Annotated in this window: 13 protein-coding genes and 1 pseudogene; 7 read left to right on the top strand and 7 right to left on the bottom strand. The window is 69.5% G+C overall.

The window, feature by feature from the left end; translation table 11 throughout:
- Nucleotides 1–8: 8 nt before the first annotated feature.
- Nucleotides 9–1073, top strand: coding sequence for an aldo/keto reductase (locus F4561_RS18030; protein ID WP_184580558.1), 1065 nt, complete (start codon nt 9–11; stop codon nt 1071–1073).
- 183 nt (nt 1074–1256) lie between these two features.
- On the opposite strand, the gene F4561_RS18035 is transcribed toward F4561_RS18030, so the two are convergent.
- Nucleotides 1257–2327 (bottom strand): alkene reductase, encoded by a 1071-nt coding sequence (locus F4561_RS18035; protein WP_184580560.1) that lies wholly within the window; start codon nt 2325–2327, stop codon nt 1257–1259.
- 67 nt (nt 2328–2394) lie between these two features.
- Here F4561_RS18035 and F4561_RS18040 point away from each other — a divergent pair, with 67 nt between their 5' ends.
- A complete protein-coding gene (locus tag F4561_RS18040; RefSeq protein ID WP_184580562.1) occupies nt 2395–2763 on the top strand; it encodes a MerR family transcriptional regulator in 369 nt (122 codons plus the stop codon).
- A 252-nt stretch (nt 2764–3015) separates the two neighbouring features.
- Here the strand turns inward: F4561_RS18040 and F4561_RS18045 are convergent, their stop codons facing one another.
- The 5 genes and pseudogenes from F4561_RS18045 to F4561_RS34175 all read right to left on the bottom strand — a co-directional run.
- Nucleotides 3016–3819, bottom strand: a complete 804-nt coding sequence (locus F4561_RS18045) for a MerR family transcriptional regulator (protein WP_184580564.1) — start codon at nt 3817–3819, stop codon at nt 3016–3018.
- Entirely contained in the window at nt 3812–4351 is a 540-nt protein-coding gene (locus F4561_RS18050) for a VOC family protein (protein ID WP_184580566.1), read from the bottom strand. Before F4561_RS18050 ends, F4561_RS18045 begins: the two co-directional genes overlap by 8 nt.
- 312 nt (nt 4352–4663) lie before the next feature.
- The gene (locus F4561_RS18055) at nt 4664–5047 is read right to left on the bottom strand and encodes a hypothetical protein (protein ID WP_184580568.1); all 384 of its coding nucleotides are present in this window, start codon (nt 5045–5047) and stop codon (nt 4664–4666) included.
- A 269-nt stretch (nt 5048–5316) separates the two neighbouring features.
- Nucleotides 5317–5505 carry a hypothetical protein gene (locus F4561_RS18060; RefSeq protein ID WP_184580570.1) on the bottom strand — a complete coding sequence of 63 codons (189 nt, stop codon included), beginning with the start codon at nt 5503–5505 and terminating at the stop codon, nt 5317–5319.
- A 463-nt stretch (nt 5506–5968) separates the two neighbouring features.
- Nucleotides 5969–6127: pseudogene (locus tag F4561_RS34175) on the bottom strand (IS982 family transposase); the annotation flags it as partial.
- A 378-nt stretch (nt 6128–6505) separates the two neighbouring features.
- Here F4561_RS34175 and F4561_RS18065 point away from each other — a divergent pair.
- On the top strand, nt 6506–7882 hold the full coding sequence (locus tag F4561_RS18065) for an SWIM zinc finger family protein (RefSeq protein WP_312885352.1): 1377 nt from the start codon (nt 6506–6508) through the stop codon (nt 7880–7882).
- 110 nt (nt 7883–7992) lie between these two features.
- Here F4561_RS18065 and F4561_RS18070 read toward each other — a convergent pair whose 3' ends face one another.
- Nucleotides 7993–8583, bottom strand: a complete 591-nt coding sequence (locus F4561_RS18070) for a TetR/AcrR family transcriptional regulator (RefSeq protein ID WP_312885353.1) — start codon at nt 8581–8583, stop codon at nt 7993–7995.
- A gap of 166 nt (nt 8584–8749) precedes the next feature.
- Here F4561_RS18070 and F4561_RS18075 point away from each other — a divergent pair, with 166 nt between their 5' ends.
- From F4561_RS18075 to F4561_RS18090, 4 genes are all read left to right on the top strand, one after another.
- Entirely contained in the window at nt 8750–9769 is a 1020-nt protein-coding gene (locus tag F4561_RS18075; RefSeq protein ID WP_184580573.1) for an aldo/keto reductase, read from the top strand.
- A gap of 257 nt (nt 9770–10026) precedes the next feature.
- Nucleotides 10027–10908, top strand: coding sequence for an LLM class flavin-dependent oxidoreductase (locus F4561_RS18080; protein ID WP_184580575.1), 882 nt, complete (start codon nt 10027–10029; stop codon nt 10906–10908).
- Nucleotides 10909–11340: 432 nt separating this feature from the next.
- Complete coding sequence (locus F4561_RS18085) at nt 11341–12525, top strand: MFS transporter (protein ID WP_184580577.1); 1185 nt, start codon at nt 11341–11343, stop codon at nt 12523–12525.
- On the top strand, nt 12522–12938 hold the full coding sequence (locus tag F4561_RS18090; RefSeq protein ID WP_184580579.1) for a Dabb family protein: 417 nt from the start codon (nt 12522–12524) through the stop codon (nt 12936–12938). Before F4561_RS18085 ends, F4561_RS18090 begins: the two co-directional genes overlap by 4 nt.
- Nucleotides 12939–13007 lie beyond the last annotated feature (69 nt).

The following is a 13007-nucleotide window of genomic DNA, read 5'->3' on the forward strand; positions in this document are numbered from 1 at the left end:
AGGACTCGATGTCGCTCACCCTCGACACCTACCGGCTGTTGGGCCGCTCCGGGCTGCGGGTCTCACCGCTGGCGCTGGGCGCGGCGACCTTCGGCACCGATTGGGGCTGGGGCGCCGAGCAGGACGAGGCGCGCAAGCTGTTCGACCTCTACGTCGAGCGCGGCGGCAATTTCATCGACACCGCCAGTACCTACACCAACGGCAGCTCCGAGCGCCTGCTGGGCGAATTCACCCGCGACAACCGCGAAGACCTGGTGCTGGCAACGAAATACACGACGCTGCGCCGGCCCGGCGATCCGAATTCCGGGGGCCCGCACCGCAAGAGCCTGTTCTCGTCGGTGGAATCCAGTCTGCGGCAGCTGAATACGGACTACATCGATCTGCTCTACCTGCACGTGTGGGATTTCACGACGCCGGTCGAGGAGGTCCTGCGCGCCATGGACGATCTGGTCCGGCAGGGCAAGGTCTTGTACGTGGCGATGTCCAATGTTCCGGCCTGGCAGGTGGCGCGCATGCAGGCGATTGCCGACCTGCGCGGCTGGTCGCCGCTGGTCGCGCTGGAGATCGAATACAGCCTGATCGAGCGTACCGGGGAACGCGACCTGATCCCGATGGCACGCGAGATGGGGCTGGGGGTGATGCCGTACTCACCGTTGGGCGGCGGGGTGCTAACCGGCAAGTACAGCCGCGATGACCTTACCGATACGAGCCCCGGATCCGACGGTAGTGCCCGCAAGAGCCTCAACCTCACTTTGGGCAACCTTTCCGAACGTAACTTCGTCATTGCCGATGTCGTGAAGGAGATCGGCGCGGAGTTGGGCCACACACCCGCCCAGATCGGGCTGGCCTGGGCCCTGCAGACCCCGGGCGTGACGGCACCGATCATCGGAGCCCGCACCCCCGCGCAGCTGGAGGGCAACCTGGGCGCCCTGGAGGTCGATTTCACCGACTCCCAACTGGCCCGCCTCAACGAGGCCAGCGCGATCGAACTCGGCTCTCCGCACAACCTGCTCACCGGCGACTTCGGCCGCATCCAGACCCACGGCGAGCTGAAGATCGAAACCCGCCGCTGATATCCGGTCGAGCCCCGAGGGCGGCGCTGCCGCCGCACGCCCTGATGAGCAGATCGCGGTGCGTGTCGGGCGGGAGCAGGCTTTCGCCGTTCGCTCGCGCGGCCGGCACTGCCGGCGCACAGTCCCCGCACGGCGACTGTGCGCCGCCAGGATGATCCGGCCCCTGAAGAGGGCCCCGAGCGATCAGTAGCGGTACGACGTGTAGTCGAGGTACCCCTCGTCGCCGCCCTGGTAGTAGGTCTCCGGGTCGGCCTCGTCCAAGGGGAGGTCCGCGCGGAGCCGTTCCACGAGGTCGGGGTTGGCCAAATACGCCCGGCCGAAGGAGACCAGGTCGGCGCCGAGGTCGAGCCAGTCGTCCGCCTGCTTGCGGCCAGCAGGGAGCGGGCCCATCGGGAACGACGGATTGACGATCAGGCTGCCCGGCCAGGCCCCGCGCAGATCCACCAGGGTCTGTTCGTCGGTGGTGGCCTCGAGGTGGATATAGGCGAGCCCCAAAGGCGCGAGCGCGGCGAGCAGCGCGCCGTAGAGTTCGGCGGTCTCCTCCTCGATCGCGTCCCAGATTCCGGCGCCGGGCGAGAGCCGCAGACCCACCCGCTGGGGGCCGATCGCCTCGGCGGTCGCGGTGACGGCTTCGACGGCGAAGCGGATCCGGCCGGCGATCGAGCCGCCGTAGTGGTCGGTGCGGAGGTTGGCGCTGCTGGAGAGGAACTGCCCGATCAGGTAACCGTTGGCTCCGTGCAGTTCCACCCCGTCGAAACCGGCGGTGACGGCCCGCTCGGCCGCTGCGGCGTAGGAGCGGGCCTCGTGTCCGGCCTCCTCGGTGGTGAGCGCGCGCGGGACCGGCACCGGCTGGGGCCCGCTGGGGGTGAAGGTGTCGGCGTTTCGGGGGGCTACCGCCGACGGCCCGACCGGCTGGAGGCCGGTCGTGTCGGGGTGGCTGATCCGCCCCCCGTGCATGATCTGGGCGAAGACCCGTCCGCCGTTGACGTGGACGGCATCGGTGACCTGCCGCCACGACTCGGTCTGCGCGGCGGTGTAGAGCCCCGGGGTCAGCGGGTTCGACTGGCCCAGCAGGCTCGGCTGGATGCCTTCGGTCACGATGAGTCCCGCGGAGGCGCGTTGGGCGTAGTAGGCCGCCATGGAGGCGGTGGCCAGCCCGTCGGTATTGGAGCGGACCCGCGTCATCGGCGCCATGACGACACGGTTGGGCAGGCGGAGTTCGCCGAGTGCCACGCTGTCGAAAAGTGTGTTCATACCGGTACCGTAAGAGCTGACATTGATGTCAGGGGCAAGTGTTGTGTCGGGGATCACGGAGGCCGGAATGCGGATCGGCGAACTGGCCGAGAAGACGGGCGCCAGCGTCCGTTCGCTGCGCTACTACGAAGAGCAGGGGCTGATCACCAGCACCCGCAGCCCCAGCGGGCAGCGGCACTACGGTGATTCCGACGTGGAACGGGTCCTGTTCCTGCGCCGGCTCTTCAACGCCGGCCTCTCCAGCCGCACCATCGCCGAACTCCTGCCGTGCGTCCGCGATCCGAGCACCCAGAAGACCGATGACGCGTGGAAGCGCCTGACAGCGGAGCGTGCACGCCTCGACTCCCACATCGCGGACCTGCTGCGCACCCGCGAATCCCTCGACGAGGTGATCGCCGCGAACCGCCAGCACCGGACGGCCCTCTCCGCCGAATGACCCGGCCGATACGGCGAACGGGAAAGAGCTCGCCTTGGGCGCCGCGGGTGGCGGGTCGAGCCAGCGCTTCACGCGGCGGGAGACACCCCCATGGCCGCAGCGATGCGCTCCTGTTTCCCGCCCGCATGGGACCGCTCAATGATCAGCCGCCTTCCGCGAGGAGGCAGGCGCGCGTTTGCGTGAGGCAGGAGAACCTCCGGGTTCGCGAAAGCGTCGGACGCCCCCACGGGTGCGGGCGTGCGGACCCGCGCTCTACTGCCAGGTCGCGGTGTCGGGGTCGATGCTGTGGGCGCGCGCGCTGGCGTCGATGATGCGGCGGAACCACGTGGCAAGGCCGGCGCGGATGCCGTCGTAGTGGGCAGCGAATCCCGGATCGGACTCAAACATGCGGCCGAGACAGACCTGCATCTGCCTGGTGAGGGGAAAGTACGAAGCGAAAACTTCGCGGTGCCGCTCGACGAGTTGATTCGCTTCCGGGCTACCCGGTGCGACACCGGCGTCCATCGCATCCCCGAGGGCGCGGTCGAGGCCGGCAACGGCGTCGGCGATGGCCTGCCATTCCTCCGGACCGCGCGAGGCTGAGCGTTCGGCGTACTGCAGCCATTGCGTCGTGTCTCCGTAGCGCTGGCGGGCTTTGGCGTGCAAGTCCGGGTTCCACTGGGGGCCGAAGACCGCGGCCTGCTGCTCGGCGGTGAGCAGCAGGCCGCGCTCGTGGGCGTCGATCATCCGATCCAGTCCGGCGCTGAGCCGCTGGAGGCGGTCGATCCGTTCGGCAACCTGGGTGCGCTGCGCGCGCAATGCGCCGGGCACATCCGCGGTCGAGTCGTCCAGGATGGCCCGAATCCGGTCCAGGCCCAGACCGAGCTCACGGTAGACGACGATGCGGTGCAAGCGTTGAAGATCACCGGCGGTGTAGAGCCGGTATCCGGCAGCCGTGCGCAGCGACGGGCGCGCCAGACCGATCTCATCCCAGTGGTGCAGTGCGCGGACTGTCACGCCCAGACGCGTCGAGACCGCACCGACGGTCAGGCCGTCGGCCTCAGTGGCATCAGGCATGCTCCCCATTGTCGCCGCGACCGCCGCCCGGTGGGGTGATCCCGACGGCCGCAAGGTTGCGCGCCTCCTGGCTGTCCGGATCGAAGGCCTTCGCCGCGGTGAGAACGATCCGTACGTTCTCGGGGGTGATCACCTCCACATCGCGGGTGTTCCAGGGAGTGTCCCGCGGGCCATCGACCGAGTCCGGGCGCAACGCACGACAGGCCTCGGCAAGGGAATCGACCTGGCGGAGCACGCACGCGAAACTCACGCTCATCGCTGGTGCCTGCTCCGCAACGCTTGCCGCCGGGACGAGCAGTACGTCCTGGAACACCCACCGGCGCAGATGCACAACCCCGCCGGGGATGCTGAACAGCTCGAAGAACCCGAGCCCACGAGTCCAGAAGTCCACCGACGCCGCCACGTCGCTCGTGGGAACCGTCGCGAACGCGGGCATTGCATAGATGCCGTGGAACGGCTCCGGCGGGACCGCATCCGGGCCGGGAGGAGTGGGCACGGGACTCATCTCGAACGCGTCGTAGTAGTCGCTCATGCACCCCACCGTCCAGCCTCACGCCGCGTGAGGGTCAAGCCGGATCCGCGAACCCCGCCCCCACCCCAACGACGCGGCCAACACTGCGACCGAGGACAACCAGCGGCCTCCTCCCCCGGCGTTTGGCCCAGACCCGCCCGTTGGTCCTCCGCGGGCAGTTCGTGAACCCGATGCCCCCATCAGTCGTGCTGCGCCCGGCTCCGGCGGGTGGCCCCATCAGGTCGCGCTCGTATTCGCGCCGATGGACCTCGACGGTCGTTCGGGGGGATCTCCGGGCGGGGCCGACGTTGGCAGTGTCGGCCCCGCCCGGGACTACTCAGCCTCCTCCTGCTCGGCGCTTTCCGCTTCCGTGCTGTGCACCAGCCGTAATGTGGGGGCGGCCTCGCCGCCGGGAGACATACGGAGCTGCCGCCATGCCGTCACCCACCGCTGGAGTTCGTCTTCGTCGCCACCGCAGGCGGAGATGAAGGCGCACAGCACCATGTACTTCGGCAGGTCCGAACCGGTCAGGGTCGCGTGGAAGTTCGACCTGCTGACCCGGCCGCCACTGAACTGCTCCAGTTCCCGGTAGGACCACTCGCCCGACCAGGCCCAGAAGTCCCGCATGCGCGCGACGAACTGCTCGGGGGTGGCGGCCGCCAGGGGGTTGGGACGGTTGTCGTATCCCTTCAAGTCTTTGATGGCGTGCGGTCGCATGGGGGTCCGCTTGCGGGGTGACGCGCTGCGCCCAACGGCTCCCCCTGAACCGTGAGGGCCCGTCGTGGCCGGCCGCCCAGGGTCGGGGGCTGCTGGGGGGTCGGTCTCCTCTTCGGGAACCATGCGGACCCACCCGTAGACATGCCCGTCGTCTCCCCACTGCAACTGTTGTGGTGAGGCGTGGGGGTCCGGGCGGTAGACGGCCGGGCGGGGAGGGAGACACGGGAGAGCGGAGTCTCGGCAGCTGGACTCCAACAGATCCGTCGCGGTCATCGGGTCACCTCCGGCGCCGGCAGGACCCGGCGGGCCACGTCGGCGCCCAGCCCAACGAGAGCAACGGTGATCAGGGTGACGGTGACCAGGTCGTGGCCGGTGGTGATGAGGCCGGCGGCGAGGAGAACCACGAGGACGATGATCAGGATCCGTCCCGTGTGCAGGCCGAGGCGAATATACAGCAACGTATGCCTCCTACTGGGATAGGGAATCTTGGTTGGTCTTTGCGTCCGCGGCTGAACAGCGAAAAGTCCGCCCGCGGGGGCGTTGCGGAGAATTCGCGATCCCGCATTGGGCCACAACATACCCTATAACGAAGAGATAACGGAATATGTAATTCGCATCCGATTTCGAGCCCGTGGGGATGCGATGCGCGAGCGCTCCTGCCTCCGTGCAGCAGCGCGTCCAGAGCTGTCCAGAATCGTCTGCGCGAATCCAATGCCATCATTTCGCGTGCCGGCTGTTTCCTCTGGACAGCCGGGCTCAGCACCACCCGGAAAACAGATCGATCCTGAGAATTTTCTCAGGGTTCCCAAAATCGCGGTTTCGGGTTCCCGCGATCTGTTGGGGGCCCTGCTGACCTGGGCACCGCACAGCCCGTAAGGCTCTCGGGGGCCAGCACTGCGGGGAGAGTGCGCCCCGCGCGAGCGGGCGCACGAGGGTGCGCCCGACCTCGGCCGCCTCGATGCCGGCGCCTGCGAATCCCTTGTCGCACACGAGCGGGCCCGGGGCGTGGAGCAGGCGCGGGGCCTGCTCGCGCTCGCCGGACTCCTTGGGGTGGGTCAGGCGGAACGCGCACACCGCCCCCGGCTACGCGCCGAAATGGAGGATTTCGACAAAGGTGTCGCCGCGGTATTCGAAGCCTACTCCGCGGGCCTCCCCCTGGGCAGGTCACGTGCGCAGAATGCGAGGCGAAGAACGCCGGCACCGCCACTCTGGCACCCGAGCAGCGAGCCGAGCGTGCCGATCAACCGGTCGACTCCCTCCTCGGAAGGCGGGGCGTTGAATTCGAGACCTCGGTGTTTCGGAGCAATCCCGGGCGGGACCATCCGTAAGAGTGGCGGCGGCGTAGAACCGTGTCCACCGGAACAACAGCCGATCCCGCCGCACCCCCTCCGCCGCTGCCGGCCCCGGCGCCGTGAGCGTTCGGCGGCTCCTGTCCCCGCGGCCTCATAGCGTGCCCGCGTGACTTCCCTCATGCGGTCCTACACCTATTTGCACCCCTCGGCCGTGCACGAGTCCGCGGCCGGGCGCACCCTGGCATTGGAGACTTCCGGCGGTGCCACACCGGAGGGCGAGGCCGCCAACCCGCGGTTCTTCACCGGGTTCTTGACCGCGCCGACCGCCTCGGCGGCGGCACTGATGGCGGTCGGCGACGTGGCCGCCACCCGCTACTACCGGCCCCGCCCCTCATCCTTCCTGGATCCGGTGGTCACGGCCAACGGCGACCGGCTGCGGATGGAGTCCTTCTCCGGCTGCTGCGGCGTCTACGCCCGCCTGGACGTCCTCGCGCCCGGACTCGACGGCGACGACATCGGCCACGGCACCACCAACGTCGACGTAAACGCCCCGCTGCGGCGCGCCCTGGCCAGGATCGGCGGGCTGGATCCGCTGCACCTGGCGGTGGGCCCGGAGGGGATCGAGGCCACCACCTTCGACGGCCAGTACGTGGAGAAGAAGGTCCCCCTGCCGCAGCGCTGGCTGCGCGGATTCGCCGAGGCCCAGGTGCTGGGGGTCGACTTCGCCCTGCGCGCCGAGGTGCCGGCCACCCGGACGGCCGCCCTGCTGCGGTCGCTGCCGCGCCTCACCCAGTCCGGCGCCCGTACAACGCGCTGGGTGGTACCCGCCGGGGCCACGCTGCGCCCGGTGAGCCGGCCGGCGCCCGGTGCCGTGTGCCTGCCCGGCGCCGAGCGGCTGCTGCCGCTGCAGCCGGTGCTGCGCCACGCCACCGTTGTGCGGGTCTATGCCCCCGCCGTCGAGCACGGTGCGACCGCACCTGTGGCGTGGGAGGTGGCGCTGCCGGGCATGCGGCTGACACTGATGCTGTCCCCGGATGCAGCGCGCGGGTTCTCCGGTGAGGGCGGCGTGCTGCACGATCTGACCGCGGGGCCGGCGGCCGCCGACGCCGAACAGATAGCGGAGCTGCTGTCCTGGGAACCCAAGATCGACACGACCGAACTGGCCAACGAGGCCGACCTGCCGACGGAGCGGGTGCGCGCCGCGCTGACGGTGTTGGGCACCTCCGGCCAGATCGGCTACGACCTCGCCGAGGAGGCCTACTTCCACCGGCACCTGCCCCACTCCGCGGGCGCCGCGGAAAAGCGCAACCCCCGGCTGCGCGGAGCGCGGGCGCTGGTCGCCGCCGGCGCGGTCCACCTCGACGGCACGCTGGCGCGCGTCGGCGGCGGCGAACACGCCCACCTGGTCCGCGCCGACGACACGGGGAAGCTGAGCTGCACCTGCCCGTGGTGGGCCGAGTACAAGGGCGGACGCGGGCCGTGCAAACACGTCCTCGCAACGCGCATGGTCCGAGAAACCACCCAAGAAGAAGAGGCCCGCTGACTCTCCTCGAACGCGTCGAAGCCGGCGACCTCGCCGGAGCACTCCAAGAACTGCGCGGGTTGACGCTGGAGGAGCGCGCCTCCCACGCCGCTGAGCCGCCCGGCCGCTTGCTACTCCGATCGGCGTAGTCCCGCGACGAGGAGCCCGACCAGTCGGCGTGCATTGTAGCGGGGGTCGTTCTCCGCGCCGATGCAGACGTTCCCGACACCGCGCATGAGTTCGTAGGCATCGACGTCGGAGCGGATCTCGCCGGCTTCGGCCGCGGCGTCGAGGAGCTGGGCGCACACGGGCAGGAGGCGGTCGATGAAGTAGGCGTGCAGCGCCTCGAAGGCGGTGTTGTCGGAGCGCAGCGCGGCGGCGAGCCCGTGCTTGGTGACCAGGAAGTCGACGAAGAGGTCGATCCATCGCCCGAGAGCGGCGTAGGGGGTCGGGCTACTCGCCAGCAGGTCCGGGCCGGCCTCGGCACAGGCCTCAACCTGGTGCCGGTAGACGGCGATGATGAGATCGGCCCGCGTCGGGAAGTGGCGGTAGATCGTCCCCATCCCGACACCGGCCTTGGCCGCGATGTCCCGTACCGGCGCCTCCACGCCCGAGGTGACGAAGACCGCGGCGGCCGCGTCGAGCAGGGTCCCCTCGTTGCGTCGGGCGTCCACCCGTTTAGCGCGGGTCGCGTGCCCCGTGCTCTCTTCGCTGTCGTTCACCGCTCTGCTTCCCGCACCATCGAACTTGCCAAACGGAACAACGCTCCGTATATTTACCGGAGCAAAGCTCCGCTTAATCATGATGCCAGAGCAGGGGCGCAATCACCAAGCCGCGCATGGCCACCATGCGCTGGCCCCCGCTTCACCTCGATGGAGGAAAACCGTTATGCAGTACCGCACCTTGGGCCGCACCGGTGTGCAGGTCAGCTCGCTCGCGCTGGGCGCGATGAACTTCGGCAAGATTGGGCGCACCACCCAGGACGACGTCACCGCCATCGTCGACGCCGCCCTTGAGAGCGGGATCAACCTCATCGACACCGCCGACGTGTACAGCGGAGGCGAGTCCGAGGAGATGGTCGGCAAAGCCATCGCCGGCCGCCGAGACGACATCGTCCTGGCCACGAAGGCGGGCCTGCCCATGGACGACGAGCGCAACCACCGGGGCAGCTCGCGCCGCTGGCTGGTCACCGAGCTGGACAACAGCTTGCGCCGGCTCGGTGCCGACCACGTGGACCTCTACCAGATCCACCGGTGGGACCCGAACACCAGCGACGAGGAGACCCTGTCAGCCCTGACCGACTTGCAGCGCGCCGGCAAGATCCGCCACTTCGGCTCCTCGACCTTCCCCGCCTACCGCCTCGTGCAGGCCCAGTGGGCCGCGCGCGAACATCACCTCAGCCGTTACGTCACCGAGCAGCCCAGCTACTCGATCCTGCAGCGCGGAATCGAGGCCGACGTGCTGCCCGTGACCGAAGAGTACGGGCTCGGGGTGCTGGCGTGGAGTCCGCTGGCCTCGGGCTGGTTGTCGGGGGCGATCCGCGAGGGCCGGGAAATCACCACCAGCCGCTCGGCGTTCATGCCGCAACGCTTCGACACCACCATCCCAGCCAACCGGACCAAGCTCGAAGCCGTCGAGCAGCTGGCCAAGGTCGCCGACGAGGCCGGCCTGACCATGATCCAACTCGCGCTCGGATTCGTGACCGCCCACCCGGGCGTGACCAGCGCGCTCATCGGCCCCCGCACGCTGGACCACCTGCACTCGCAGCTCGCCGCCGCTGACACCGTGCTCTCCGCCGACGTGCTCGACGCGGTCGACGCGATCGTCGCTCCCGGCACCGACCTCGCCGCACAGGAAAAGAACAACACCCCGCCCGCGCTGCTCGACCCAGCACTGCGGCGCCGCTGACCCCCCGAGAGACAGTCTCCGCGTCCTTTCCCGCGGCTTGCCAGCCCGCGGGAGAGGACGTGCCCGGCGAGAAACCGTTGTTCTCCCAACGTGCCGGCGCCGACCGGGAAGGGAGCGCCGCAGCTCGTCGCGGGTGAACGCCACGTCTTGGCCGCATTCACCCATGCACCCCGCTTCCTTCCGGAAGATTTTCCGATTGAGCCTCGGTAGCGCGCCCCAGCCGGCGCGCTACCGGTGTCGAAAGGACCAACGACCCCATGCCACACGCACCCCGGCCCCGCTTCGGGATCATGACCGCCCCCTCGCAGGTCGACTACCACGACGTCCTGCGAGTCTGGCGCGAGGCGGACACGGTTCCGGAGATCGAGCACGCGTGGTTGTTCGATCACCTCATGCCGATCGGCGGCGACCCGTACGGACCGACCTACGAAAGTTGGACGCTGCTCTCGGCCCTTGCCGCCCACACCCGACGACTGCGGCTCGGCGTGCTGGTGACCAGCAACCGGTTCCGACCGCCCGCGATGCTGGCCAAGATCGCCGCGACCGTCGACATCGTCTCCGATGGACGGCTCGAGTTCGGTATCGGTGCCGGCTCACGCCCCGGCCATCCCCTGGCACGGCGTGAATACGAAGCACACGGCCTGCCCTTCCACGACTCCGCGCACGCCGTGGGGAGCCTCGCCGAAGCCTGCATGGTGATCCGACGATTGTGGACCGAGGACGAGCCGTTCGACGTCGACGGCACCTACCTCCACCTGACCGGAGCGTTCGGAAACCCCAAACCCGTCCAGCGCCCCCACCCGCCGATCCTCATCGGCGGACGCTCGTCCCCGACGCTCCGCGTGGCCGCCGAGCACGCCGACCTGTGGAACGTCCCCGGCGGCGACATCGACGACGCCGTACGCGGCAGCGCACTGCTGGACCAGTACTGCGCCGAGATCGGTCGCGATCCCGCCTCGATCACCCGCTCGATCCCCCTGCCCGTCTCCTACGAACAGCCCGGTACCACCCGGGAGGCGATCGGCAACGCGATCGACGCCGGCTTCCGGCACATCGTCCTCGGACTGCCCGCGCCCTACCCCGCCGACGTCGCACAGTGGGTCGCCGACGAACTCATCAGCACGTCGGCCTCCCGGTAAGGACTGACCTGGCCGCCCCGAGAATCGCCGGAATCAAGAACCCGTCTCGCGAGGAACGGCGCGGGGGCCGAACGCGGCCGCGCTACCGTGCGTGGTGCGGGCCCGAACGCCGGAATCCGCGTGGGAGACGGGGCCGCGGGGATGCGCTGGCGGGCACTGGAACGTCGCCGGCGCCGCGTGTACGGCGTGATCCAGCAGCGCGCTCTTGCCGATACCCGGCGCACAGCGGAGGACGAGCACACCGCCCGTACCACGTTCCGCGGCGCCGAGCACCGCGTGGAGGCGACCGGTCCCATCGTGCCCGCCGACGAGCAGGCGAGAAGGCCGCGATGGCATAGTACGAACGAGATGCGGACCGCCGAGGCCTCGGCATGGGCAAGTAGGCGATTGTCACCGACGCGAGCGTAGGCGCGCCCACGCGATCGTCGGGGCATGACGATACAAGCCGACCGCGTGGCACCCGGCCGCCTCGCTCGCGGCACGATCCTCGCCGCGGCGACATTAACCATCATGGCGCCGGCAGGCATCGCCCCCAGCCTTCCGGAGATGGGGGAGGTCTACGCGGACCAGCCCGGGGCGGACCTGTTGGTGCGCCTCACGGTCACGGTCACCTCGCTCATGATCGCCCTCACCGCTCCGATCTCCGGTGTGCTCGCCGACCGCGTCGGGCGCCGCCCGCTGCTCGTGTCCAGCCTCGTGCTCTACGCGGTCAGCGGCAGCGCGGGGTACTTCATAGCCGACCTCTACCTGCTGCTGGCAACCAGAGCGCTGCTCGGGGTCGCCGTTGGTGGAATCATGACAACGGTCAGCGCGACGATCACCGACTGGTTCGACGGGCCGAAACGGTCCTCCTTCCTCGGACTGCAGCAGGTATTCACGAGCCTCGGCGGCGTGGTTTTCCTGCCGCTGGCCGGACTACTCGCGAACTTCGGCTGGCGGGTGCCGTTCTGGATCTACGCGGTGGGCGCCGTGGTCGCCCTGTTCGCGGTCCTCGTCGTGCGGGATCAGCCGCGGGACCTACCGGCACCGTCCAGCCGCGGCCGGATGATGACCGGTCGCGTCCTCGCTGTGTACGCGGTGGCGCTCATCGCGACGTTGGCGTTCTACATGGCACCGACGCAGGTGCCGTTCCTGCTGACGGACTTCGCCGTCGGCCCCGCCGTCGTCGGTGTCGTGGTCGCCGGGAGCACTCTGACGAGCGCACTCGGCGCGTTCGGGTTCCCAGCACTGCGCAAGCGCCTGCGGTCCACAGCGATCACGCTGGTCAGCCTCGCGCTGCTCGGCGCGGGCTGGCTGCTGGCCGGCGCCTTCGACACGGTCATCGGCGTCGCGGTCGGGCTGCTCGTCGGCGGCGTCGGTGTCGGCTTCGCCGTCCCCAACCTCAACCTGCTGCTCAGCGAGCTCGCTGCGCCCCATTGGCGGGGGCGAATCCTCAGCGGCCTCGTCACCGCGATCTTTCTCGGCCAGTTCCTCTCACCGCTGGTCGTCCAACCCCTGGTTCAGGCCGCCGGCGTCGGCGGCGCCTTCACCTGGGCCGGGCTCGTAATGGTCGCCGGCGCGGCCCTCGCCGCCGCCGGAATGTGGAAACGAAGCACCCACGGAAAGGAAGTCCGATGATCTACCACGGCAACCGTTTCACCCTGAAGCCCGACGTCGCGCAGCAGGACGTCGAGGAGGCCCTCGAGAGCCTGCGCAATCAAGGGCGCGTCATCCCGTCCGTCAAATCATTCGTCGTTGGCCGTGACTACGGCGGTGAGTTCGAGTGGGGCGCGACCTTCGTGATCGAGGACCTTGAGGGCTACTGGGAGTACCTGATCCACCCCGCACACCGCAACACCGACCGGGTCGGACTGCCCCTGGTCGACAAGTTCGTATCGTTCGACATCACCGACGACCCGGACCCGGAGATGGGCGCGAAGATCGCGGCGCTGCACCAGCGCCGGTTCGACAGCGACCCTGAGCTGACCAAACTGATCTCCGACCTCGACGAGTACTCCGGCAGCGCCGCACCCGGCGAGCACGGGCGCTAAACGGCAGGTCCGCGCACAGCGACCGGCTACCGGCGGGCGCGGGTCCGGGCTGGACCCGCGCCCGCGTGG

This window comes from Lipingzhangella halophila (assembly GCF_014203805.1).
GTDB lineage: Bacteria > Actinomycetota > Actinomycetes > Streptosporangiales > Streptosporangiaceae > Lipingzhangella > Lipingzhangella halophila.